We start from the raw sequence: 24,253 nt of genomic DNA, 5'->3' as shown, positions 1-24,253 counted from the left end.
TAATGATTACAGTTTTAGCAAACCGCCGCTTTTGCCGCCGCGGCGCTTGAGGATGCCCTCATAATGACGCATGAGGAGCTGTCCCTCGATCTGGTGAACTGTATCAAGCGCGACGCCGACTACGATTATCACCGCGGTCCCGCCAAAATAGAAGGTATTGATATTCATGAGCCCCGTCATCACTGTCGGAATGATCGCGATCACCGCGAGGGCGATCGAACCTCCGAGCGTGATGCGTCCCATCACCTTTTCGATATAATCAGTGGTCGGCTTGCCGGGGCGGATGCCCAGGATGAACCCGCCGTTCTTCTTCATATTGTTCGATATATCCTCAGGCTTGAAAACGACCGCCGTGTAGAAATACGAGAAGAAGATTATCATCAGCACGTACAGGATCATGTATATCGGGCTGCTCGGGCTCATGGCCTGCTGTATCATCCTCGCTATGCTGTGCTGGAAAAGTCCCGCGATGGTGTACGGGAAAAGCAGCACTGACGACGCGAAGATTATCGGGATGACTCCCGCGGTGTTGACGCGGAGCGGTATAAAGCTCGACTGACCGCCGTACATCTTGTTTCCGACCATACGCTTCGCGTACTGGACGGGAAGGCGGCGCTGTCCCTCCTGGAGCATGACGCATCCCGCGATGACAGCCACCATTATAATTATGGCGAGCAGCATGACGAGCACGTTCATTTCACCAAGACGCACGAGCGACACCGTACGGATGATCGCTTCGGGGATCCTTACCACTATACCCGCGAAAATCAGCAGGGAGATGCCGTTGCCTATGCCGTGGTCGGACATTATCTCTCCAAGCCACATGACGGCTACGGCGCCGGTCGTGAGGGTGAGCGACACGAGAATGATGTCAAGCATGCCGCCCGAATATATTCCAAGCCCTCTCAGCCAGCCTGTCATACCGACTGCCTGTATGAACGCAAAGACGATCGTTCCGTAACGGGTCCACTGAACGATCTTTTTGCGTCCCTCTTCTCCCTCTTTCTGCATCTTCTCAATACTCGGCACGACGACTGCAAGCAGCTGCATGACGATGCTGGAGTTGATGTAGGGGGTGACACCCAGCGCGAAGATGGAAAAACGGCTGAGTGCCCCTCCCGCAAAGAGGTCCAGGAAACCAAGCAGAGTCCCCTGATCAAAAAGTTTTCCAAGGGCTGCTGCATCCACTCCGGGAGTGGGTACGTGCGCACCCAGACGGTAGACGAAGAGCGCTGCAAGAGTAAAAAGGATGCGGCGCTTCAGATCGGGCAGCCGAAAGGTATCCCGGAAGGAATCCAGCATTTATATCACCTCTGCCTTGCCGCCGGCGGCCTCGATCTTCTTGGCAGCCGATGAACTGTAGGCATTCGCCTTTACGTTAAGGCTCTTGGAGAGCTCGCCCGCGCCGAGGACCTTGACTGGTTTTGCGGCGTCCGAGATCAGGCGGAGCTCGGTGAGCTCCTTCGCGGTCACTTCCGCTCCCGCCTCAAAACGCTCTTCAAGATCCGCGATGTTGACGATCTCATATTTCACTGCGAAACGGAAGTTGCTGAAGCCGCGCTTAGGTATACGGCGCGCGAGCGGCATCTGTCCGCCTTCGAAGTTGGCTCCGATATCAGGGCTCTTGCGGGCCTTCTGACCTTTGTGGCCCTTGCCTGCCGTTTTTCCCTGTCCGCTGCCCAAGCCCTGGCCGAGGCGCTTTTTCTTCTTGCGCGATCCCGGCACAGGTGAGAGTTCATGAAGTTTCATGGCAGTTCCTCCCCTTATTCCTCAACAGACCATTCCAGCAGGTGGCCGATCTTGTTGACCATGCCGCGAATCTGCGGGCTGTCGTTGTGATATACGGTCTCATTGAGCCTGTGAAGGCCAAGAGCCTTTATTATTCTCTCCTGACTCGGAGGACGGCCTATCGTGCTCTTCTTCCATGTGATACGAAGTTTAGCCATAGCTGTGATACCTCCTAGGCTTCCTTGCGCTCTTTGCCGCGGAGACGGTAAATCTCTTCCGGCGTGCGGAGCCTCTTGACCGCATCCATCGTCGCGTAAGCGATGTTGATGGGGTTGGAAGTTCTTCCGGTCACCTTGGCGATGACGTCTTTGATCCCGCCGAGCTCCATGATCGGGCGCACCGATGAACCGGCGAGAACTCCGGTTCCGGGGGCAGCCGGGCGCATGAGGACTTCCGCCGCGCCAAACTTGCCGATAATGGGATGCGGAAGAGTATGTCCCGTCTTCTTAAGGTCGATCATGTTCTTCTTCGCATGCTCGATCCCTTTTTTCATAGCCACGGATATTTCCTTGGCTTTGCCCATACCGAGGCCGACCTGACTTACGCCGTCGCCCACTACCACGAGTACGCTGAAGCGGAAACGTTTACCGCCTTTAACGACTTTGCTGACGCGGTTGATGGAGACTATGCGCTCTGAAAGTTCAAGGCCTCTGCTGCTATAGGATTTTGTATTCTGTGTCTCTCTCGCCACTTTATTGCGCCTCCTCCTAGAACTTCAGACCGGCTTCGCGGGCTGCTTCGGCAAGGGCCTTTACTCTGCCGTGATAAACATGGCCGCCTCTGTCAAAGACAACTTCGGTGATTCCGTGTGCAAGAGCGCGCTCGGCTATGAGTTTGCCTACAGCCTTTGCTGCTTCCTGGTTTCCAGTGCCCTTTACGTCGTCAAATTTGTCCTGTATGGTCGATGCCGATACAAGAGTGTTGCCCTTCTCATCATCGATAATCTGAGCACTCATGTGCTTCAGGCTGCCGAAGACTGCAAGACGGGGGCGCTCGCCGGTGCCGGAGAGATGTTTCCTGAGGCGACGATGGCGAAGCTCCCGCATTTCGTTACGACTGCGATTATTGATCAACGTCCTTCACCTCGCCTTACTTCTTGGCGCCGGCCTTACCGGCCTTGCGGATTACATATTCGCCGGCATATCTGATTCCCTTGCCCTTGTAGGGTTCGGGCGGGCGATATCCGCGAATGTTTGACGCGACCTGACCAACAAGCTGCTTGTCGATGCCGCGAACTATTATTTTGATGGGGCTCTCACAGGCGAACTCGATCCCCGCCGGGGGAACGACTTCTACCGGATGTGAGAAACCGAGGCTCAGCACAAGGTTCTTGCCCTGCATCTGGGCGCGGTATCCGACGCCGACGATCTCAAGTACCTTCTGGAAACCGTCGTTGACGCCGTTCACCATATTGCCGATAAGGGCTCTCGTCATGCCGTGGGCCGCGCGTACGGGCTTGTCGTCGTTCGCGCGCGTCACATGGACCAGTCCCTCTTCAATCGCCACGGCGATGTTCGGCATCACATCCATTTCAAGGGTGCCCTTGGCTCCCTTGACGGTGACATGCTGTCCATCGATCTTGACATCCACGCCTTTCGGAAGCGCTATCGCTTTGCGTCCTATTCTAGACATATTCGCGCGCCTCCGTTACCAGACGTAGCAGACTACTTCGCCGCCGAGTCCGCGCTTGCGGGCTGAGGCGTCGGTCATGAGTCCGGCTGACGTTGATATGAGTGCAATCCCCAAACCGCCCATTACCTTGGGAAGTTCGTCTTTGCCGACGTAGATACGGCGGCCGGGTTTGCTGATTCTGCGAAGTCCCTGGATTACTCTTTCCTTCTGGGGGCCATAGTTCATGGTCAGCCTAAGGATGGGCATCGGCTGCTTCGCGTCGGTGATCGTCTTATAGTTGCGGATATAACCTTCCTCTTTGAGGATGCGGGCCATTTCAAGACGCATCTTTGAAAGAGGCATATCTACCATTTCATGGTAAACCACATTCGCATTTCTGATGCGTGTGAGCATATCCGCGACAGGATCGGTAATATGCATTAAAGGATCCTCCCTTCTACGCCCACGTGCCTACCAGCTCGACTTGACAACGCCAGGGATTTTTCCCTCGCGTGCAAGCTTGCGGAAACAGCAGCGGCACATATCGAATTTGCGCATGTATCCGTGGGGGCGTCCACAGATCGGGCAACGATTGTATTTTCTCACTTTGAACTTCGGCTCTTGTTTGGCCTTGTTCACCATACTTTTACGGGCCATTAGCTTCTCCTTCCTAACGGGCGAAGGGCATGCCCAGCTCTTTTAAGAGCGCCTGGGCTTCCTCATCGGTCTTCGCGGTTGTGACGAACGTGATGTTCATGCCGCGCTGACGGATGACCTTATCGTAATCGATCTCAGGGAAGAGAAGCTGCTCTTTGAGGCCGAGGTTAAAATTGCCCCTGCCGTCGAAGCCCTTCTTTGAAATTCCCTGGAAGTCCTTGATGCGGGGAAGCGCGATGCTGAAAAGGCGGTCTACAAATTCCCACATTCTCTCGCTTCTCAGCGTTACCGCGCACGCTACCGGCATCCCCTCGCGGACCTTGAATCCGGCTATGGATTTCTTTGCACGCTTCATCATCGGCTTCTGTCCGGAAATGATGGTCAGCTCGTTGAGCGAGGCGTCCATGTACTTCTGGTCCAACTTTGCCTCGTTGACGCCGATGTTGATGACGACCTTGACGAGACGCGGGATTTCCATAACGTTCTTATACTGGAACTGCTCGTTCAGACGGGGAAGGACTTCATCAGTATATTTTGTTAAAAGACGCGGAGTCATTCTGTTGTCCCTCCTCATTATGCCTTATCGATGATTTCGCCGCACTGCTTGCAGATACGGACCTTTTTGCCATCATCAAGGAAGGCGCGGCTGACGCGGGTAGCTTTGCCGCACTTAGGGCAGACAAGCATTACCTTTGACGCGGAAAGAGCCGCCTCTTTCTTGACGAGTCCGCCGCGGGGATCCTTCTGTGTCGGACGGACGCTCTTGGTGACGAAATTGACGTTCTCCACCACGACCGTATCCTTGTCGATGTTTCTCTTCAGGATCTTTCCCTCTTTGCCGGCGTCTTTTCCGGAGATGACGCGGACGCGGTCTCCCTTTTTGATTCTCATTTTAGACATGGCAGGTTACCCCCTACACTACTTCGGGCGCCAGAGAGACTATACGCATGTATTTCTTTTCTCTCAGTTCCCTTGCTACAGGACCAAATATACGTGTTCCTTTGGGGTCGCCGTTGTTGTCGATGACGACGGCCGCGTTGTCGTCAAAGCGAACGTAGGAACCGTCCTTGCGGCGGATCTCTTTTTTCGTCCTGACGATGACGGCCTTAACGACGTCGCCCTTTTTGATATTGCCGTTGGGGGCCGCCTCACGGACGGCGCCTACGATAACATCCCCGACGGTTCCGACCTTGCGGAAGCTGCCGCCCTTGACCTGGACGCAGAGGATCTTCTTTGCGCCGGAATTGTCGGCTACGTTAAGTACTGTACGCAGCTGAATCATGCTATTCGGCCTCCTCTTCAGCGACGCCGAGGATAGGAGCTCTCTCTACTATCTCAAGAACTTCCCAGCGCTTCCTCGCGCTAAGGGGACGGGTCTCGCCTATCTTGACGGTGTCGCCTATGCGGCAGTCGTTGGTCTCGTCGTGAGCCATGAATTTCTTTGAACGGAGAACGGGCTTGCCGTAGAGAGAGTGCTTCGCCATACGGTCTACGCGCACGACGATGGTCTTTTCCATCTTGTCGCTAACCACTGTTCCGGTACGGACTTTACGATGTGCTTTACGCTCTTCCATCGTCGGTTACCTCCTTGCTCCTGAGTGATCTATGCCCATCTCTTTTTCCGTGATGACTGTAAGGATACGGGCAATGGTCTTCTTTACGTCTTTGATGCGTCCCGAGTTGCTCAACTGTCCGATCGCATTCTGAAAACGGAGGTTGAACAGCTCTTCCTTATACTGCTTATGCTTATCTTTTAGCTCAGATACGCTGAGATCTCGAAGTTCCTTGGGATCCATACTATTCACCTGCTCCCTCTCGGGTTAACATTTTTACCTTGATGGGCAGTTTGAACGATGCCGTGCGGAAGGCCAGTTCGGCGACATCACGCGGCACTCCTGCAATTTCAAACATAACGCGTCCGCGCTTGACCGCCGCGGTCCAGTATTCCACGTTTCCCTTACCTTTACCCATACGAGTTTCAAGAGGCTTCTCTGTGACGGGACGATCGGGGAATATCCTTATCCAGATCTTGCCGCCCTTTTTCATCTTACGGCTGATGGCGACACGGACCGCCTCTATCTGGCGCGCCGTGATCCAGCCGTTTTCGCAGGCCTGAAGTCCAAACTCGCCGAAGTCTACCTCCGTCGCGCCTTTGCTGTAGCCGCGAAGGGCTGTCAGGTGGGGCTTGCGGTATTTTACTCTTTTCGGAGAAAGCATTGGATCTTACCTCCTCTCCTTTGTTACGGGCTCGGCCTCGAATATGGGCTTGCGCTCCATAACCTCGCCTTTGTATATCCACACCTTGATGCCGATGACCCCGTATATGGTGTGCGCCTCCGCAAAACCATAATCGATGTCGGCCCTCAGCGTCGAAAGGGGAAGCTGACCTTCAAGATACCATTCCGTGCGCGCGATTTCAGCGCCGCCAAGGCGGCCGGCGCACTGGATCTTGATTCCCTGGGCTCCCGATTTCATCGCGCGGAAGATCGACTGCTTCATCGCGCGGCGGAAGCTGATTCTGCGCTCCAGTGACGAGGCGACGCCTTCGGCGACTACCTGTGCCTCTACGTCGGGATTCTTCATCTCCTGAATGTTTATCATGACCCGGTTGCCGGTCATAGCCTGAAGTTCCTCGCGAACCGCCTGTATTTCGGCTCCCTGCTTGCCAATTACGACACCAGGCCGGGCGGTCCAAACTGTGAAACGCATGACATCGCCTATACGCTCGATCTCCACACGGCTGACGCCGGCCTGAGCCCAGCGCTTCTTTATCCACGCCCTGAGTTCGAGATCTTTGTGAAGATACTTCGCGTATTTCTTTCCGTCAGCGTACCAGCGGGATTCCCAATCGTAGATAACGCCAAGTCTATAACCTACCGGGTGAACTTTCTGACCCACCGTTCAACCCCTCCTTATTTCTCACACACGACCATGGTGATATGGCACGTGTGATGTCTGAACGCATGAGCGCGGCCCATCGATACGGGGCGGAAGCGCTTCATGTATGCTCCCTGGTCTGCCGTGGCGGTCTTGACGATGAGTTTGTCCATGTCAAGGCCGTGGTTGTGCTCAGCGTTCGCGACGGCGCTCTTGAGCACCTTCTCCGCGTATCTGGCCGGCTTGTTGGGCGTGTATTTAAGAATCATGAGCGCTTCCGAAGCATTCTTGCCTCTGACAAGCGCCAGGACTCTGCGGACTTTGTTAGCAGAAATACGGATCTGCTTAGCCGATGCTGTTACTTCCATACCTCGCGCCTCCTACCTCTTTACCTTCGTAGAGCGTTCCTGGCCGGCGTGGCCACCGAACTTACGGGTAGGCGCAAACTCACCGAGCTTATGTCCTATCATATTGTCGCTGATGTAAACAGGGACATGAATGCGGCCGTTATGCACCGCGATCGTGTGTCCGACCATTTCAGGCGTGATCGAGCAGGCGCGCGCCCAGCTTTTGATGACCACTTTCTTGCCTGATTCGTTCATGTCCTCTACCCTCCGAAGAAGTTTAACGTCTACGTAGGGTCCCTTCTTTAGTGAACGAGCCATCTTAATTCCCTCCTACAAACTCGGGTTACTTCTTGCGGCGGCGGACGATGAACTTATCCGACGGCTTACGCTTGCGGGTGCGGTAACCCTTTGCCGGAGTACCCCACGGCGAGACAGGATGCTTGTGCGATTTGCTCTTGCCTTCGCCGCCGCCCATCGGATGGTCCACAGGGTTCTGGATCATACCGCGGATATGCGGGCGAATGCCGAGCCAGCGCGTTCTTCCTGCTTTACCGAAGACTACGTTCTCGTGCTCTTCATTGCCGACCTGGCCGACGGTCGCCATGCACTCAAGGAGTACGAGGCGAAGCTCGCCTGACGGCATACGCACAAAGGCGTACTTGCCCTCTTTGGCCATAAGCTGCGCCGACGTACCGGCGGAACGGACCATTACCGCGCCGCGGCCGGGCTCAAGCTCTACGTTGTGGATGACCGTACCGACCGGAATGTCCTTGAGCTTAAGGGCGTTTCCGGGGCGAATGTCGGAACCCTCGCCGGCAAAGACAGTATCGCCGACGCCGAGGCCGACAGGAGCCAAAATGTATCTCTTCTCACCGTCTTTGTAAGAGATGAGCGCGATACGCGCCGAACGGTTGGGATCGTACTCGATCGCCGTAACCTTGCCGGGGACTCCGAACTTGTCGCGCTTAAAATCTATGATACGGTACTTGATTCTGCCGCGTCCGCCGCGGTGACGCATTGTCACACGGCCATTATTGTTGCGTCCCGCTGACTGCGAGAGTGATACGACCAGACTCCGTTCCGGCTTCGCCTTCGTGATTTCCGAAAAATCGGGCGTCGCCATGTGACGGCGGCTGGGCGTAGTGGGACGATATTTCTTGATTCCCATTAGATGTTTCCCCTTTCTGCCTAGGCGCTTGCGCCCTCAAAGAAAGCGATCTTCTCTCCCTTGGCGAGAGTTACGACTGCCTTCTTCCAGGAACGTGAACGACCCAAAAAGGCACCCATCCGCTTTGGTTTGGAACGGACCTGGATCGTGTTTACCTTGACAACCTTGACCTTGAAGACCTCTTCGACGGCTTTGCGTATCTCTATCTTATTAGCCTTCGGCAGAACCTCAAAGGTATACTGTCCCAGTTCCATCTGACGGCTCGTCTTCTCCGTTATGATGGGCCGAACTATTATATCATATGCTATCGCGTTCATTAACCGAATACCTCCTCGAGCTTTTTAACCGCTTCAGGAGTTGCGATCAGCTGGTCATGGTTAAGAAGGTCATAGACATTCACGCTGTCCACGTGCTGTACGTAAGCGCCGGGGATGTTAGCCGCCGACTTTACGACCGCCATGTTCGTCTCGTGGAGCACGAGGAGGGGCTTCTTGCCGCTCTGTACCGCCGCGAAAAATTCGATCATGCTCTTCGTCTTCGGAGTTTCGAGCCCAAAGCTGTCGATCACAAGCATATTCTCAGCCTGGACCTTGAGCGTGAGCGCGCTGCGAATGGCGAGACGGCGAACCTTCTTATTTACCTTCTGGTGGTAGTCGCGCGGGTGCGGACCATGAGCAACTCCGCCGCCTACCCACAACGGTGAGCGTGAGCTGCCGGCGCGCGCGCGGCCAGTGTGCTTCTGTCTCCAGGGCTTCTTACCGCCGCCGCGTACATCTCCGCGGTCTTTGGTGTTGTGTGTACCAACACGGCAGTTCGCCAGATGCGCGACCACAACCTGATGCATGGCCGGCACATGGACCGGGGCTCCGAAGACGGCATCGGAAAGCGTTACTTCCCCGATAACCTCGCCTTTGAAATTAACTTCTTTTACTACAGGCATCGTCTTCTGCCTCCCTACTACGCTGTTTTGCGGATCATGACAAGACTGTCGCGCGCTCCGGGAACAGGACCCTCGATAAGGATGAGGTTGTTCTCTTCGTCAATTCCGAAAACCTTGAGGTTTTTCGTCGTGACGCGCTCGCTGCCCATATGACCCGCCATTCTCCGGCCCTTCATTACACGGCCGGGAAAGCTGCTGCATCCGATCGAACCGGGGTGACGGTGTGTTACCGAGTGACCATGGCTCGCCGGCGTTCCGCCGAAGCCGTGGCGCTTCATTACACCCGCGGTTCCCTTACCCTTGCTGACTCCTATTACGTCAACAACTTCGCCATTCTGGAACAGAGAAACGGTGATCTCCTGTCCCACCTGGTAGTCCGCCGTGCTGTCCACGCGGAACTCCCTCAGCCAGCGCCTGGGCGCAACATCCTGCTTCTCGAAGTAACCCTTCATCGGCTTTGTCAGCTTAACGGGCTTTACATCTCCGAGGCCGAGCTGCACTGCGCTGTAACTGTTTTTTTCAGGTGTCCGGATTTCAACGATCGTGCAGGGCCCTGCTTCAATAACTGTCACAGGTACCGCCTTGCCGTTTTCGTCGAAGACCTGGGTCATCCCTACCTTGCGGCCCAGAATCCCCATACTCATTAACGTTTCACTCCTTTTTCAGATTAGAACTGTTAAAGTTTAATCTGTATATCCACACCAGAGGGCAGATTCAGCTCCATAAGAGCCTCCATCGTCTTCTGCGTTGGGTCTATTATGTCGATCAGGCGCTTGTGCGTCCTGATCTCGTACTGGTCGCGCGCATCCTTGTCGACGTGCGGCGAGGTGAGCACGCAGTAGCGGTTTACCTCTGTCGGAAGGGGCACTGGACCCGATACTCTGGCGCCTGTGCGCTGCGCCGTGTCGGCTATCTGGGTAGCCGAGGCGTCGAGTACGCGATGGTCGAAGGCCTTAAGTTTTATACGAATTTTCTTTGCCAAAATATTTCCCCTCCTGGGGTTACGCTATGATCTCAGTGACGACGCCGGCGCCGACCGTGCGGCCGCCTTCGCGTACTGCGAAACGAAGTCCTTCCTGCATCGCTATCGGCGCGATGAGTTTGACTTCAAATGTGCTGCTGTCTCCAGGCATTACCATTTCCACTCCCTCGGCAAGTTTGATCTCGCCGGTGATGTCCGTCGTACGGAAGTAGAACTGGGGCTTGTAGCCGCTGAAGAACGGCGTGTGACGGCCTCCCTCTTCCTTCTTGAGGACGTACACTTCGCCTTTGAAGTGCGTATGCGGCTTGATGCTGCCCGGCTTCGCGAGAACCTGACCGCGCTCCACGTCGTCTTTGCCTACGCCGCGAAGGAGGATGCCTACGTTGTCTCCCGCTTCCGCGTCGTCCAGGATCTTGCGGAACATTTCAAGGCTCGTCGCCACCGTCTTGTGCGTGTCTTTGATACCTACGATCTCTACTTCGTCGCCGGGACGGATTATACCTTTTTCCACACGGCCCGTTACGACTGTGCCGCGGCCCGTGATGGTGAAGACGTCTTCGATCGGCATGAGGAAGGGGAAGTCCACTTCGCGCTCAGGCGCCGGGATGTAGTCGTCGCACGCCTGCATCAGGTCCATGATCCCCTTGGTCCAGTCGTTGTCTTCGTCGCTCTCAAGCGCTTTCAGCGCGCTGCCGCGAACGATGGGGATGTCGTCTCCGGGGAACTCGTATTTGTTGAGGAGGTCGCGGATCTCCATTTCGACGAGGTCGAGGAGTTCGGGGTCGTCTACCATGTCGCACTTGTTCATGAATACTACGAGCGCAGGAACGTTGACCTGGCGCGCAAGCAGCACGTGCTCACGGGTCTGCGGCATCGGGCCGTCGGCGGCGGATACGACGAGGATCGCTCCGTCCATCTGCGCGGCTCCGGTGATCATGTTCTTGATGTAGTCGGCGTGGCCCGGGCAGTCGATGTGGGCGTAGTGGCGCGCGGGCGTCTCGTATTCAACGTGCGAGATGTTGATGGTGATTCCGCGCTCTCTCTCTTCCGGCGCTTTGTCGATCATGTCGAAGGGCGTGAAGTCAGCTCCGCCGTGGCGCGCCAGCGTCTTGGTGATCGCCGCCGTCAGCGTCGTCTTGCCGTGGTCTATGTGACCGATCGTACCGATGTTGAGATGCGGTTTGTTGCGTACGAATTTCTCTTTTGCCATACCAGTCTAACCTCCTTGAGGTAATTCCTTGATTAATTCTTGAGCAGTTCTTCGGCCACATTGCGAGGAACTTCCTCGTAGTGGTCAAAGCTCATTGTATATGAGGCGCGGCCAGATGTCTTGCTTCTGAGATCTGTCGCGTATCCAAACATTTCCGCGAGCGGCACGAATGCCTTGACGATACGCGCGTTCGCGCGCACGCCCATTTCAGCCACACGTCCGCGGCGCGACGAAAGGTCGCCGATGACGTCTCCCATATACTCTTCCGGGACGACGACTTCAACGTTCATTACAGGCTCCATAAGGACGGGATCGGCCTTTTTAAGGGCCTCTTTGATAGCCATGGAACCCGCGATGCGGAAAGCCATTTCCGAGCTGTCGACTTCATGGTAACTGCCGTCGACGATCGCGACCTTGATGCCGATAACGGGATAACCGCCGAGAACTCCGTTATTGAGCGCCTCTTCAACGCCCTTCTGGGCAGCGGGGACATATTCCTTCGGCACGACTCCGCCGACGATCTTGTCGACCCATTCAAAGCCCTTGCCCTCTTCGAGCGGCTCGACTTCAAGGACGACGTCGCCGTACTGACCTTTACCGCCGGACTGCCTGACGAACTTGCCCTGAGCCCTAGCGGGCTTGCGGATCGCTTCACGGTAGGCGACCTGCGGACGCCCGACCTTGACCTCGACATTGAACTCCCTGCGCAGACGGTCGACGATGATTTCCAGATGGAGTTCGCCCATACCGCTGATCAGCGTCTGCCCCGTGTCTTCGTTTACGGAGACGCGGAATGTCGGGTCTTCCTCGGAAAGCGCCTCAAGTCCCTTCGCAAGCTTGATCTGGTCCGCCTTGCTCATCGGTTCGACAGAAAGCGAGATGACCGGCTCGGGGAATATGAGGTTCTCAAGGAGCACCGGATGTTTTTCATCGCAGAGCGTGTCGCCGGTACGTACCTGCTTGAGGCCGGGGATCGCGACGATGAGTCCGGCCTGGGCGCCGTCCATCTCCTCACGCTTGTTCGCGTGCATGCGAAGGATGCGTCCCACGCGCTCGCGGCGGCGGGTATTTGTATTGTATATCGACGTTCCGCTCTCGATCGAACCGGAATAGACGCGGCAGAAGGCGAGCCTTCCGACAAACGGGTCGACCATGATCTTGAAGGCGAGCGCCGCAAAGGGCGCATCCGCCGATGCCTTTACTTCGATCTCTTTGGCGGTATCGTCCGGGTCCACGCCAACGAGGTGCGGCATGTCGAGCGGGCTGGGCAGGTATGCCACGACCGCGTCGAGCAGGGGCTGTACGCCCTTGTTCTTGAAGGCCGAACCGCACATCACGGGGACGATGTCCAGGCTGATGGTAGCCTTTCTGATGACCCGCTTCACCATATCGAGAGGGATATCGGTCCCCTCAAGGTAAAGCTCCATCATTTCGTCGTCATAGTCGGCGAGCATCTCAAGCATTTCCATTCTCGCGAGGGCGGCCTCTTCCTCCAGCTGGGGAGGAATGTCGGCGCTGTGAAATTCCGTACCGAGGGTATCATCATAGATGACAGCCTTCTCGTGAACGAGGTCCACCATGCCGGTAAAGCCGTCTTCAACGCCGATAGGGATCTGGATGGGGATCGCCTTTGCCCCCAGACGCTTGCGCATCTGGTCGACTACCGCAAAGAAATCAGCGCCTACTCTGTCCATCTTGTTGACGAATGCTATCCTTGGCACACCATATTTGTCGGCCTGACGCCAGACTGTCTCTGACTGCGGCTCAACGCCGCCGACAGCACAGAACACGGAGACAGCGCCGTCAAGGACACGCATGGAACGCTCTACCTCGACGGTAAAGTCCACGTGTCCGGGTGTATCAATTATATTGATAAGGCAATCGCCCCAGAAACAGGTAGTAGCCGCCGATGTGATCGTAATACCACGCTCGCGCTCCTGCTCCATCCAGTCCATTGTGGCGGCACCCTCGTGGGTCTCCCCCAGCTTGTGCTTACGGCCTGTATAGAAGAGGATACGTTCCGTCGTCGTCGTCTTACCTGCATCTATATGCGCAGCTATTCCTATATTGCGCACTGTACTTAAGTCGATGCCCTGCATCGTCAACACCACCAAACTAAATCAAGATTTGTAATATTTTCCACTACCAACGGTAATGGGCGAATGCACGGTTGGCTTCCGCCATACGGTGCGTATCCTCACGCTTTTTAACCGAACCGCCCTCGCCCTTGCATGCGTCGCCGAGTTCGCGCGCAAGGCGCTCTACCATCGGGATACCTTTGCGTGAGCGTGAGAAGTTGATTATCCAGCGGATCGCCAGCGCCTGCGCCCTGTCGGGCTTCACTTCGACGGGGACCTGGTAGGTCGCACCGCCTACGCGGCGAGGACGAACTTCGACCAGAGGACGAACGTTTGTCATTGCCTTCTCAAATACTTCGGCAGGCTCAAGGTTGAGTCTGCTTCCGGCCAGATCCAGTGCTCCGTACAAAATCCTCTCCGCCGTGCTCTTCTTGCCGTCGAGCATCAGACAGTTGATGAACTTTGTGATCGCGGGGTTCGCGTAGACTGAATCGGGCGGTGTAATACGTTTTTTTACATGACCTTTACGCGGCATAAAAACTACCTCCCATTAAAGTTATTTCGGTCTGCGCGCACCGTAGAGCGAACGGCTCTGGCGACGGTTTTCAACTCCGCCGCAGTCAAGCGTACCTCTGACTATGTGATAGCGTACGCCAGGCAGGTCCTTCACACGGCCTCCGCGAACTAGCACTACTGAGTGTTCCTGAAGGTTGTGACCGACTCCCGGTATATAAGCTGTAACTTCGATTCCGTTGGTAAGGCGCACACGAGCGACCTTACGAAGAGCAGAGTTCGGCTTCTTAGGAGTCACCGTGTAAACGCGGGTGCAGACACCGCGGCGCTGGGGATTCTCCTGAAGAGCAGGCGCGCTTGAGCGACGTCTCTTTTCCTCTCTGCCGTTACGAATAAGCTGGCTGATTGTTGGCAAATAGCTCCCTCCTTCCTTTAGTGATGGTCATTTCTACTATTTAAGAATCGCCGCGACCGCCGTTTTTCTCGTCAGGGCGCAGGCTCTTCCCAGTTGTTGTGAATCCGCCGCCGTCTCGACGGGGATATTCCGCTCATTCGAGGCGGCCCTTATTCTTAACGCCAGCTTCTCATCGGCGTCGGCCGCGAGAAAAACCTTGAGCGCCTCTCCCCTGGCGATATTGCGCAGAACGCTGTTCTGTCCCGCACATCTCGGCGAGGAGGCTAATTCATTTAAGGGCACACGAACACCTCCTGTGCGCAGTCGCACCGATATATAATAACAGCGTAGGGCGCACGTGTCAATAAACACTGCGCCCTGCCGCCGTTAATTTACTTAAAATATTTTTTCCGAGGAGACTGTCGGCCTATTCTTTGAATGACGCCTCCATAAGTTCAAGCTCGGAAGGGGCTTCCTGTTCCTCTTTTATCTCCACCTTGCGGTGCCGTTCGATGCCCGTCCCCGCGGGAATGAGAAGCCCGATTATTACGTTCTCCTTGAGTCCGACGAGGCTGTCCACGTCGCCCCTGACCGCGGCGGCGGCAAGCACCTGCGCCGTCTGCTGGAAGGAGGCGGCGGAGAGGAAGCTGTCCGTCGCGAGCGCCGCCTTGGTGACGCCGTGAACGACGGGACGCCACTGGGGCTCTTCGCGGAGCCGGCGGACGAACGACACCCTCTGAAGGAGCTTCTTGTACTCGGAGGCGGCGGCCTTCGAACGCAGCGTTATGCTGCCGGCCGCCGACGACGCGATCTTCTCAAGCACGGAGCTTGTAATCTCCTGCGCCGCCTCTGCCACGATCTCGCCGCTGTCGTCGGTGACGGGCTCAAGCAGTATCTTGCCGAGAGCTCTCTCCGTAAGCAGCAGCTTGACGATGCGCTCCTTGGTGAGGATCATGTCGTCGCATTCCACGCCGGAGATGGCGCCCTCGACGAGCCCGCGGACGACCGAACCGTCGATGACGTGCGGGATGTCCTCGATAACTTCGCCGTCGGCGTTGAGCGCCTGCGTGATCGCTTTGCCGAAGAAGTGCTCGATGAGTACGTGGTGCATCGCGTCGGTCAGATTGATCACTTCGGGAGCCTTCCAGAGCTTTATCTGGCGGGTGTTGTGGCTCTTGAGCAGGGCGATGGCCTCATCGTCAAGCAGCGAATCCATCTTGATGATGACGCTTCCGTCATCCTCGACGTCGGCCGCAAACCACGACTTCTCTTTATTTCCCTCAAGAAGGTTCATGTCACGGATGAAGAGCGGCTTCGGCGGGCAGCCGACGATCGCCGCGAGATCGGCCGAGGCCAGCCTCGTGCCTGCCGCGACGAGCGTCTCGCCGCTCTCCGGCGAAACGAAATCCTCTATGATCTCAAGGCCCTCCATCGAACGCCTGAAGTTTGCGTCTCCGATGGTGACGCGCACCGGCCCCTCTTCGTCCTCGATGATGATCTCCGTCGCGGGGCTGCCGGGCTGCAGCAGCTCGCCAAGGCCCTCTCTCGTAAAGACGGCCTCTTTGAGGTCGCCCTCGGGCATGGCCTCTCCCGGGATATCGACGAATTTATAGTCCTTCAGGAAGGAGTAGGATTCATTCAGCGAATTATCGTTCTCCTCCCTGATCTCGGTTATCGCGTTTTCAAGGTCCTCTTTCCAAACAAGTTCGCCTGAGACGAAGGCGCTGTCGCCCTCCTTCACCACGCGCACGCGGTTGACCGGCGCGACCTTGCGGAGGATCGTTTCGATATGCTTGTCGTTGATCGAAACGCCCTGTGAGCGGTAGACCTCCTGGATGCCGTCAAGCAGGTAATGCTGTACGGCCTCAAGCCCTTCGACCTCGAGCAGCTGCTGCGGGTCGATGTATCCCTCGGTCAGCAGCATGCCCTTTGTGATCTGGCATCCCTCCTCAACTCCCGAAAGGAGGTTCTGGGATGCGGGGATGTTATAGGAGATACGCTCTTCCGTGCCGTCTTCGCCCTGCTTGGCGATGATCAGCTTGCGTTTGCCGTCCATCTCGCGGATCTCGACCAGCGTGCCGGTGTCTTCTGCGAGTATCGCCACCTTCTTCGGGCGGCGGACTTCAAAGAGCTGCTCGATCCTCGGCAGGCCCTGCGTGATGTCCTCTCCCGTGAACTGGCGGACGCCTCCCGTATGGAAGGTACGCATCGTAAGCTGCGTGCCGGGTTCTCCGATCGACTGGGCGGCGACGACGCCGACGGATTCGCCGATGGCGACCCGCTTGCGCGTCGCGAGGTCGCGGCCGTAGCAGGCGCGGCAGATGCCGTGGCGGAGGCCGCAGGTGAGCGGGCTGCGCACCCAGACCGAGGTGATGCCGAGCGATTCTATATATTTAGCCTTTTCGACGCTTATCTCTTCGTTTCTCTCAAGCAGCGGTTCGCCGGTCTTCGGGTTTTTAACGTCGGCTACGCTGATGCGCCCCGCGAGGCGTTCGGACATCGGGATGGTCGCCTTGCCGTCCTGCTGGAGCAGCGGACGGATCTCGACTCCGCTGTACGTGCCGCAGTCCTCATCCATCACGATGAGATCCTGCGCGACGTCGACGAGGCGGCGCGTCAGATAACCGGACTTGGCGGTACGGAGGGCCGTGTCGGCGAGTCCCTTTCGCGCTCCGTGCGTTGAGATGAAGTATTCCAGCGTGTTCAGGCCCTCTTTGAAGTTCGCGACGATCGGATAGCGGATGATGCGTCCCGATGGGTCGGCCATCAGTCCGCGGATACCCGCCATCTGGGCGACCTGTCCGCGCGAGCCTCGGGCTCCCGAGTCGACCATGATGCGCAGCGGGTTCGTCACCTGCATGCTGTCCATGATCTTGTCGGCGATGCGGCGTCCGGCGTCAGACCAGAGGATATCCTTCTGGCGCATGTACTCGTCCTCCGTGAGGATGCCCATTTCATACTGGCTGGTGAGATCCTCTTCCTGCACGAGCGTTACGTCAAGTATCTCCTTCTTCTCCTTCGGCACGATGACGTCGCCGACACCGAGGCTGATGCCGCTGACCGTAGACCAGCGGTAGCCGAGCGTCTTGATCGCGTCGAGCATCTCGACCATGCCGGTCTGCCCGACCTTGTCGTAGGCTTCGTCGAGGAGCTTGCCCATTTCTTTCTTATTTATAGTCTCATTTTTATATCGGAAGCCGGGATGCAGCGCACAGTTGAAGAGCACGCGTCCTGGCGAGGTCTCTATCCACTTCCCGTCCATCGTCTCGCATTCCCACGCGGGGTTCTTCATGAGCCGTATCCTGGAATTGACATGGACGATCCCATGATCGAGCGCCGAAAGGACGTCTTCCGTGTCGCGGAAGTACATGTCCTCGCCCTTGAGTCCCTCTCTGAGCGTAGTCAGATAGTAGACGCCGAGGATGATGTCCTGTGTCGGCGTGACGACCGGCTTTCCGCTCGCGGGCGAGAGCAGGTTGTTCGACGAGAGCATAAGCACCCTCGCCTCCGTCTGGGCCTCCAGCGAAAGCGGTACGTGGACGGCCATCTGGTCTCCGTCGAAGTCGGCGTTGAAGGCCGTGCAGACGAGCGGGTGGAGGCGGATCGCCTTACCTTCGATAAGCACGGGCTCAAAAGCCTGGATACCGAGACGGTGCAGCGTCGGGGCGCGGTTCAGCATGACGGGATGATCTTTGATGATTCCCTCGAGGATTCCCCATACCTCGTCGCGTCCGCGCTCGATGAAACGGCGCGCGCTCTTGACGTTCGGCGCGAGCCCGCTTTCGACGAGCTTGTGCATGACGAACGGCTTGAAGAGCTCCAAGGCCATCTGCTTCGGAAGCCCGCACTGGTATATCTTGAGGTGCGGCCCGATCACGATGACGGAACGGCCCGAATAGTCGACGCGCTTTCCGAGAAGGTTCTGGCGGAAACGCCCCTTCTTGCCGCGCAGAAGGTCCGTCAGGCTCTTGAGCGGGCGGTTGCCTGCGCCGAGCACGGCCTTTCCGCGGCGGCCGTTGTCAATGAGGGCGTCCACAGATTCCTGCAGCATCCTCTTTTCATTGCGCACGATGATCTCAGGCGCTTTGAGCTCCTGGAGCTTGCGCAGGCGGTTGTTGCGGTTTATGACCCTGCGGTAGAGGTCGTTGAGGTCGGAGGTCGCGAAACGTCCGCCGTCAAGCTGCACCATCGGACGAAGGTCCGGCGGGATGACGGGCAGCACGGAAAGGACCATCCATTCGGGACGCGAATCGCTCTTACGGAAATCCTCCGCCACCTGAAGCCGCTTGATTAGCTTTCGCTTTTTCTGGCCCGAACACTCGGCTATCTCCTCGCGGAGCTGGTCGACGAGCGTGTCGATGTTTATCTGGCAAAGCAGCGTATAGACGCCCTCAGCGCCGATCCCTGCCTGGAATCCCTTGTCATAGGCGGCGCAGATGATCTCTTCGCGCTCAAGAACGATATCCCCGCGCACGAAGGGCGAGTCGCCGCCCTCGATCACGATATAGCACGGATCTTCGATCGTCTCGGTCTCTTCGGCCGTCTGGAAGCGCTTCGGATATTTCTGCGCGTAAAGACGGAATTCGCTCTCCGAGATGACGTCGTTCTTCGCGAAGGGCAGACGCACGACGGCGGTGACGATATAGGCCTCCTGATTGTTGAGCACGGCGCGTTCGGCTTTCAGCTCGGGATCGCGCGCCAGCATCACCTTTTTCTTCGTATCCGAGACCATCTCGACGCTGTTTTCGGCGTCGCTCTCCTTATATACGCGGAAGGCCGGCTCGACCTTGAACAGATCGTCTCCGTAATCGCTGCGGAGGCGGCTGACCTGGGCCGCCGTGACGATGTCGCCGTCGTCCACGGGCACCTCTTCGACCTTTGTGATGCGGTAAGCCTCTTCGGCCTTGAATTTCGGGTCATAGAAACGGTGGATGCGCTCCTCCGAGGCCGACATCAGCGAACCGCGGCGCGCGAGGTCTATCCGGCGTCCTTCGTTGACCACCTTATAGACCTTCTCGCGGCGGCGCGTCGGGGCGAAGTAGACTACCTTTTCGAGCTCCTTTGTCGAGGCTCCCAGCAGAAGGCTGAGACGGCTCGGGATGCCGCGCAGATACCAGATATGCACGACCGGCGCCGCCAGCTCTATATGCCCCATCTTCTCACGGCGTACGCGGTTGTCGGTCACTTCGACGCCGCAGCGCTCGCAGACGACGCCGCGGAACTTCGGCCCGCTGCGCTTATATTTGCCGCAGGCGCACTCGTAGCTCCTGATGGGGCCAAAGATACGCTCGCAGAAAAGGCCGTCCTTCTCCGGGCGGAGCGACCTGTAGTTTATGGTCTCCGGCTTCTTGACCTCCCCGCTGGAGAGTTCCCTGACTCTCTCGGGAGAGGAAAGCTTCATTCTTACTCCGGCGATTTCATGACTCACATTTGCCATTAATCTTCATCCCCCTGCTCACCGGTCTGTGGCTCACTTTCAAATAGATCGTCGCTCAGTATGGCGGCGTCCCGTTCCTCGTCGGTCTCGTGCAGCTCAAGTCCGCTGTACTCCACCGAGCCCTCATGGAAGAGGTCGCTGACGCCCGAGGCCTTCGCCGGGACTGTCATATCCTGGTTGAAGACCGCGTCGAGGTCGTCTACCGTCGCGTCGGGCTTGAACGATACGTGGCGCGGGCTTCTCTCGTCCTCGTCGTCATTCAGGACGAGCTCGCCGAAGCTGCCGTCGGCGTACATGATCTCGACGTCCAGCGCCAGTCCCTGCAGCTCCTTGATAAGGACGCGGAAGGATTCGGGAACGCCCGGCTTCGCGAGATTCTCGCCCTTCACGATGCGTTCGTAAGTCTTGAGGCGGCCGCGGATATCGTCCGACTTCACAGTCAGCATCTCCTGCAGCATGTGGGCCGCGCCGTAACCCTCAAGGGCCCAGACTTCCATCTCTCCGAAACGCTGCCCCCCGAACTGCGTCTTACCGCCGAGCGGCTGCTGCGTGATAAGGCTGTACGGCCCGATCGAACGCGCGTGGATCTTGTCGTCGACAAGATGTATCAGCTTAAGCATATACATGACTCCGACCATTACCTGGTTCGCCATCGGCTCGCCGGTACGACCGTCGTATATCGTTATCTTGCAGTCGTCGCGCATCTCGGGATACCTGTTTTCCTGTACCCACTTGACGTCGTCCGCTATATCTTCGGCCGTCGCCGATTCGAAGACTGGCGTTACCACCTTATAGCCCCGCTGCATCGCGACGAAGCCGAGCATCGTTTCAAGGACCTGTCCGAGGTTCATTCGGCTAGGAACGCCCAGCGGGTTCAGCACCACGTCTACCGGCGTGCCGTCCGAGAGGTAGGGCATGTCCTCTTCCGCCATGATGCGGGAGACGACGCCCTTGTTTCCGTGGCGTCCCGCCATCTTGTCGCCCTCGGTTATCTTGCGGAACTGCGCGACATAGACCTTTACGACCTCGTTGACTCCGGGGCTCAGGTCCTCGCTGTTCTTTTCGCGGCTGAGGCGCTTGATCTCGACGACCTTGCCGCCTTCGCCGTGCGGCACGCGCAGGGAGGTGTCGCGCACCTCGCGCGCCTTCTCTCCGAATATCGCGCGGAGCAGCTTCTCTTCCGGAGACTGGTCGGATTCGCCCTTCGGCGTCACCTTGCCTACGAGGATGTCGCCGGCCTTGACCTCCGCGCCGACGCGGACGATGCCGTCCTCGTCGAGATTCTTCAGGGCGTCTTCGCCCACGTTCGGGATATCGCGCGATATCTCTTCCGGGCCGAGCTTGGTGTCGCGTGACTCGACCTCGTATTCCTCTATATGTATCGAGGTATAGAAATCCTCTTTTACCAGCTTTTGAGAGAGCAGGATCGCGTCTTCAAAGTTATAGCCCTCCCACGAGACGAAAGCGACGACGACGTTGCGGCCGAGCGCGAGCTCTCCCTGGTCGCAGGCCTGCCCGTCCCCGATTATCTCGTTGGCGTCGACATGCTGCCCGGTGTAGACGAGCGGACGCTGGTGGATGACCGTCCCCTGGTTCGAACGGCGGAACTTCGGCATATGATATTCGTCCTGCCCTCCGTCGTCCGTCCTGATGACTATCAGGTCGGCGTCGACATAGGTGACGGTGCCGGCTCTGCGCGATACGACGCAGGAGCCGGAGTCCTTGGCGATACGGTGTTCAATGCCCGTTCCCACGATCGGAGAATCCGGGAAGACGAGGGGGACCGCCTGGCGCTGCATGTTGGAACCCATCAGCGCGCGGTTCGCGTCGTCGTGCTCGAGGAAGGGAATGAGCGCCGTCGAAATGGAGACGATCTGCTTCGGCGATATGTCGAGGTAGTCGAGCTCCTTCGGGTCTATCTCTATAGTGTTGTCATGGTGACGGACATAGATGCCGCCTGTCGAGGACGGGAGGACGTTGCCCTCGTCATCCATAGGCAGGTCGGCGCGCCCGACATAGTATTCGTCCTCGTCGTCCGCCGAGAGATAGACGATCTCCTCCGTGACCTTGCCGTCCACCACCTTGCGGCGCGGGCAGACAAGGAAGCCGTAGTCGTTGATACGGGCGAAGGTGGCGAGAGAGGTGACGAGCCCGATGTTCGGGCCTTCAGGCGTTTCGATCGGGCAGACGCGTCCGTAATGCGTATGGTGGACGTCGCGCGCCTCAAATCCCGCGCGCTCGCGCGAGAGGCCGCCGGGGCCGAGGGCGGAAAGACGGCGTCTGTGCGTTAGCTCCGCAAGCGGGTTTGTCTGGTCCATAAACTGCGAAAGCTGTCCCGAACCGAAAAACTCACGCAGCGCCGCCGATATCGGACGGACGTTGATGAGATCCTTCGCCATCGCCGTGGCAAGATCCGGCGTCGTCGTCATACGCTCGCGCGCGATGCGCTCCATACGCAGAAGCCCGATGCGGACCTGGTTCTGAAGCAGCTCGCCGACCGCGCGCACGCGGCGGTTGCCGAGATGGTCGATGTCGTCCATGTGCTCGCTGCCGTCGCGAAGGCGGATCAGCCCCTTGATTATCGCCACGATATCGGTTACCGTAAGCAGCCTTTCCGAATTGGAAAGTTCGAGCTGCAGGCGGCGATTTATTTTGTAGCGTCCGACACGGCCTAGATTATATCTTCTGGAATCGAAGAATATGCTGGTGATATATTCACGGGCGTTCTCCATACGCGCCGGTTCGTTGGGGCGCAGCTTGCGGAAAAGCTCAAGCATCGCCGCGTCCGGCGTGTCGGTGTTGTCGCGCTCTATCGTCACGGCGAGGGCGGGATCGATATCCCATACCCATACCTTCGTGCGCCCGTGGTTCCAGAGGACCTCCATGTGCTCCTTTGTCAGGCGCGTGTTCTTGCGGATCTCCACGGCGCCGGAGCCGTCGTTCGCAACGATATCCTCCGCGAGAAGCATTCCGCGGACATCGTCGTCAACGAGATCCTTCTCGACCTCTTTGCCGTCAAAGAGAGAGATTATCTCGTCCGTACTCTGGATGCCGAAAGCTCTCAGCATCATCGTGACGGGAATCTTCTTGCGGTTGTCTATCTTTACGGAGAGAACGTCCCCCGGGGCGAGGTCAAACTCGATCCACGCTCCGCGGTCCGGGATCAGCTTCGCCACAAAGGTCTCCTGTCCCGGAATGCCGAGGTCCGCGCTGTAATAGACGCCGGCCGAGCGGGCCAGCTGGTTTACAACGACACGTTCCGTGCCGTTGATGATAAAGGTTCCCCTCTCCGTCATCGCGGGGAAGTCACCAAGATAAATTTCTTCTTCCTTGATCTCGCCGGTCTTCTTGTTTATCAGGCGGATCGTCGCACGCAGCGGTCTCGACCACGTAAGGTCCCGGCTGCGAGCCTCATCCAGACTGATAGGAACAGGATCGACATAATATCTTACAAATTCCAGAGCGAAGGAACCGTCGTAGCTCTCGATAGGGAAAATCTCATCGAAAAGCTCCTGCAGCCCCTGTGACGCGCGCATATCAGGCTCCCTGTCGGCCTGAAAAAACCACTGGTATGAGTTGCGCTGTACCTCAACCAGATCCGGAAGTGCTATCAAATTCTTCTCTTTACCAAAAACTACACGCCGCTCAAATGCTTTGCCCGAAGTCTGTTTAACCTGCATGGGAGCATCCTCCCCATTCGAGAATATGATGAGAATGTACAATCGTACAAATGAGGATTATAACAAAAAAGCGACAACTGTCAATAGACAGACGTCGCCTGTTTTTATTTTTTATGAAAATATTCTGCTGAAATCGTCGCCAAGTTTCCCGACAGCCGCTATTATGGACCCTCTCCGAGCCTTTTGTCAAGCGGCGGAACGGCTTTTGGGACCTTTCACATATTTGCGCGCCCGATATTTTCCTCCGCGCGCGCAAAAACTCGGCATAAAAAGCTGATGGGAGAATTTCTCTCTGCTCTTCCGTTTAAAACCTCACGATTGCCCCAGGCGGTGGAGACTGTATTTTACAGTCTACCTATTTTAAAAATATGGTCCTATAGGCTTATATCAAATATTCATTAGATATAAATAGTAAATATTCTAAAGTAAAAAGATACATTTATTATGGCGCGCGTCGTTTTGCCCCCTCCTAAAAACATGGTTCATATCCCGATTTATAAATTTATGCCGCACACAAAAACGTTAAATACTTTAGCACCCCTTTGGTATCTATAATATTGATAAAAAGTAT

At 57.0% G+C, this 24,253-nt stretch carries 29 protein-coding genes; all 29 read right to left on the bottom strand.

The features are described 5' to 3' along the window. Positions 1–6 precede the first annotated feature (6 nt). Complete coding sequence (secY, locus tag CLOEV_RS04970) at positions 7–1,302, bottom strand: preprotein translocase subunit SecY (protein WP_008711016.1); 1,296 nt, start codon at positions 1,300–1,302, stop codon at positions 7–9. Continuing rightward, positions 1,303–1,749 carry a 50S ribosomal protein L15 gene (rplO, locus tag CLOEV_RS04965; protein ID WP_008711015.1) on the bottom strand — a complete coding sequence of 149 codons (447 nt, stop codon included), beginning with the start codon at positions 1,747–1,749 and terminating at the stop codon, positions 1,303–1,305. A 14-nt stretch (positions 1,750–1,763) separates the two neighbouring features. After that, the gene (rpmD, locus tag CLOEV_RS04960) at positions 1,764–1,946 is read right to left on the bottom strand and encodes a 50S ribosomal protein L30 (RefSeq protein ID WP_008711014.1); all 183 of its coding nucleotides are present in this window, start codon (positions 1,944–1,946) and stop codon (positions 1,764–1,766) included. A 14-nt stretch (positions 1,947–1,960) separates the two neighbouring features. Next, positions 1,961–2,479, bottom strand: coding sequence for a 30S ribosomal protein S5 (gene rpsE, locus CLOEV_RS04955; protein ID WP_008711013.1), 519 nt, complete (start codon positions 2,477–2,479; stop codon positions 1,961–1,963). Positions 2,480–2,495: 16 nt separating this feature from the next. Next, positions 2,496–2,861: a 50S ribosomal protein L18 gene (gene rplR, locus CLOEV_RS04950; RefSeq protein WP_008711012.1), complete on the bottom strand. Its 366-nt coding sequence runs from the start codon at positions 2,859–2,861 to the stop codon at positions 2,496–2,498. A 16-nt stretch (positions 2,862–2,877) separates the two neighbouring features. Then, positions 2,878–3,420, bottom strand: a complete 543-nt coding sequence (gene rplF, locus CLOEV_RS04945; RefSeq protein ID WP_008711010.1) for a 50S ribosomal protein L6 — start codon at positions 3,418–3,420, stop codon at positions 2,878–2,880. A 15-nt stretch (positions 3,421–3,435) separates the two neighbouring features. Next, a complete protein-coding gene (rpsH, locus tag CLOEV_RS04940) occupies positions 3,436–3,840 on the bottom strand; it encodes a 30S ribosomal protein S8 (RefSeq protein WP_008711007.1) in 405 nt (134 codons plus the stop codon). 30 nt (positions 3,841–3,870) lie between these two features. Then, positions 3,871–4,056 (bottom strand): type Z 30S ribosomal protein S14, encoded by a 186-nt coding sequence (locus tag CLOEV_RS04935; protein ID WP_008711004.1) that lies wholly within the window; start codon positions 4,054–4,056, stop codon positions 3,871–3,873. 13 nt (positions 4,057–4,069) lie between these two features. Then, positions 4,070–4,612: a 50S ribosomal protein L5 gene (gene rplE, locus CLOEV_RS04930; protein ID WP_008711002.1), complete on the bottom strand. Its 543-nt coding sequence runs from the start codon at positions 4,610–4,612 to the stop codon at positions 4,070–4,072. Between the two features lie 17 nt (positions 4,613–4,629). Then, a complete protein-coding gene (gene rplX / locus CLOEV_RS04925) occupies positions 4,630–4,956 on the bottom strand; it encodes a 50S ribosomal protein L24 (protein WP_008710999.1) in 327 nt (108 codons plus the stop codon). A gap of 13 nt (positions 4,957–4,969) precedes the next feature. After that, positions 4,970–5,338 carry a 50S ribosomal protein L14 gene (rplN, locus tag CLOEV_RS04920; RefSeq protein WP_008710998.1) on the bottom strand — a complete coding sequence of 123 codons (369 nt, stop codon included), beginning with the start codon at positions 5,336–5,338 and terminating at the stop codon, positions 4,970–4,972. 1 nt (position 5,339) lies between these two features. Then, positions 5,340–5,630: a 30S ribosomal protein S17 gene (gene rpsQ, locus CLOEV_RS04915; RefSeq protein WP_008710997.1), complete on the bottom strand. Its 291-nt coding sequence runs from the start codon at positions 5,628–5,630 to the stop codon at positions 5,340–5,342. Positions 5,631–5,636: 6 nt separating this feature from the next. After that, the gene (rpmC, locus tag CLOEV_RS04910; RefSeq protein WP_008710995.1) at positions 5,637–5,852 is read right to left on the bottom strand and encodes a 50S ribosomal protein L29; all 216 of its coding nucleotides are present in this window, start codon (positions 5,850–5,852) and stop codon (positions 5,637–5,639) included. 1 nt (position 5,853) lies between these two features. Beyond that, complete coding sequence (rplP, locus tag CLOEV_RS04905; protein WP_008710993.1) at positions 5,854–6,273, bottom strand: 50S ribosomal protein L16; 420 nt, start codon at positions 6,271–6,273, stop codon at positions 5,854–5,856. Between the two features lie 6 nt (positions 6,274–6,279). Then, the gene (gene rpsC / locus CLOEV_RS04900) at positions 6,280–6,954 is read right to left on the bottom strand and encodes a 30S ribosomal protein S3 (RefSeq protein ID WP_008710991.1); all 675 of its coding nucleotides are present in this window, start codon (positions 6,952–6,954) and stop codon (positions 6,280–6,282) included. Between the two features lie 14 nt (positions 6,955–6,968). Then, positions 6,969–7,301 carry a 50S ribosomal protein L22 gene (gene rplV, locus CLOEV_RS04895; protein ID WP_008710989.1) on the bottom strand — a complete coding sequence of 111 codons (333 nt, stop codon included), beginning with the start codon at positions 7,299–7,301 and terminating at the stop codon, positions 6,969–6,971. A gap of 12 nt (positions 7,302–7,313) precedes the next feature. Next, a complete protein-coding gene (gene rpsS / locus CLOEV_RS04890) occupies positions 7,314–7,598 on the bottom strand; it encodes a 30S ribosomal protein S19 (protein ID WP_008710988.1) in 285 nt (94 codons plus the stop codon). Positions 7,599–7,623: 25 nt separating this feature from the next. Then, the gene (gene rplB, locus CLOEV_RS04885; protein ID WP_008710987.1) at positions 7,624–8,448 is read right to left on the bottom strand and encodes a 50S ribosomal protein L2; all 825 of its coding nucleotides are present in this window, start codon (positions 8,446–8,448) and stop codon (positions 7,624–7,626) included. A gap of 20 nt (positions 8,449–8,468) precedes the next feature. Then, complete coding sequence (rplW, locus tag CLOEV_RS04880) at positions 8,469–8,765, bottom strand: 50S ribosomal protein L23 (RefSeq protein WP_008710986.1); 297 nt, start codon at positions 8,763–8,765, stop codon at positions 8,469–8,471. Further along, the gene (gene rplD, locus CLOEV_RS04875; protein ID WP_008710985.1) at positions 8,765–9,388 is read right to left on the bottom strand and encodes a 50S ribosomal protein L4; all 624 of its coding nucleotides are present in this window, start codon (positions 9,386–9,388) and stop codon (positions 8,765–8,767) included. Before rplD ends, rplW begins: the two co-directional genes overlap by 1 nt. Positions 9,389–9,405: 17 nt before the next feature. Beyond that, complete coding sequence (gene rplC / locus CLOEV_RS04870; RefSeq protein WP_008710984.1) at positions 9,406–10,032, bottom strand: 50S ribosomal protein L3; 627 nt, start codon at positions 10,030–10,032, stop codon at positions 9,406–9,408. Between the two features lie 32 nt (positions 10,033–10,064). After that, complete coding sequence (gene rpsJ, locus CLOEV_RS04865; protein WP_008710983.1) at positions 10,065–10,370, bottom strand: 30S ribosomal protein S10; 306 nt, start codon at positions 10,368–10,370, stop codon at positions 10,065–10,067. 19 nt (positions 10,371–10,389) lie between these two features. Then, complete coding sequence (gene tuf / locus CLOEV_RS04860) at positions 10,390–11,580, bottom strand: elongation factor Tu (protein WP_008708477.1); 1,191 nt, start codon at positions 11,578–11,580, stop codon at positions 10,390–10,392. A 32-nt stretch (positions 11,581–11,612) separates the two neighbouring features. Next, positions 11,613–13,679 (bottom strand): elongation factor G, encoded by a 2,067-nt coding sequence (gene fusA / locus CLOEV_RS04855; RefSeq protein ID WP_008710982.1) that lies wholly within the window; start codon positions 13,677–13,679, stop codon positions 11,613–11,615. Positions 13,680–13,722: 43 nt separating this feature from the next. Continuing rightward, positions 13,723–14,193, bottom strand: coding sequence for a 30S ribosomal protein S7 (gene rpsG / locus CLOEV_RS04850; RefSeq protein ID WP_008710981.1), 471 nt, complete (start codon positions 14,191–14,193; stop codon positions 13,723–13,725). Between the two features lie 21 nt (positions 14,194–14,214). Then, on the bottom strand, positions 14,215–14,586 hold the full coding sequence (rpsL, locus tag CLOEV_RS04845; RefSeq protein WP_008710980.1) for a 30S ribosomal protein S12: 372 nt from the start codon (positions 14,584–14,586) through the stop codon (positions 14,215–14,217). 36 nt (positions 14,587–14,622) lie between these two features. Further along, positions 14,623–14,868 (bottom strand): L7Ae/L30e/S12e/Gadd45 family ribosomal protein, encoded by a 246-nt coding sequence (locus CLOEV_RS04840; RefSeq protein ID WP_008710979.1) that lies wholly within the window; start codon positions 14,866–14,868, stop codon positions 14,623–14,625. 124 nt (positions 14,869–14,992) lie between these two features. Continuing rightward, positions 14,993–20,002, bottom strand: coding sequence for a DNA-directed RNA polymerase subunit beta' (gene rpoC / locus CLOEV_RS04835; RefSeq protein WP_034442279.1), 5,010 nt, complete (start codon positions 20,000–20,002; stop codon positions 14,993–14,995). Further along, the gene (rpoB, locus tag CLOEV_RS04830) at positions 20,002–23,682 is read right to left on the bottom strand and encodes a DNA-directed RNA polymerase subunit beta (protein ID WP_034442276.1); all 3,681 of its coding nucleotides are present in this window, start codon (positions 23,680–23,682) and stop codon (positions 20,002–20,004) included. The genes rpoC and rpoB overlap by 1 nt, the downstream gene beginning before the upstream one ends. Positions 23,683–24,253: the final 571 nt, after the last annotated feature.

Source organism: Cloacibacillus evryensis DSM 19522 (assembly GCF_000585335.1).
Taxonomy (GTDB): Bacteria; Synergistota; Synergistia; order Synergistales; family Synergistaceae; genus Cloacibacillus; species Cloacibacillus evryensis.
Note: the sequence above shows the minus strand (reverse complement) of the source record. Positions and strands in the feature narration are given on the sequence as shown.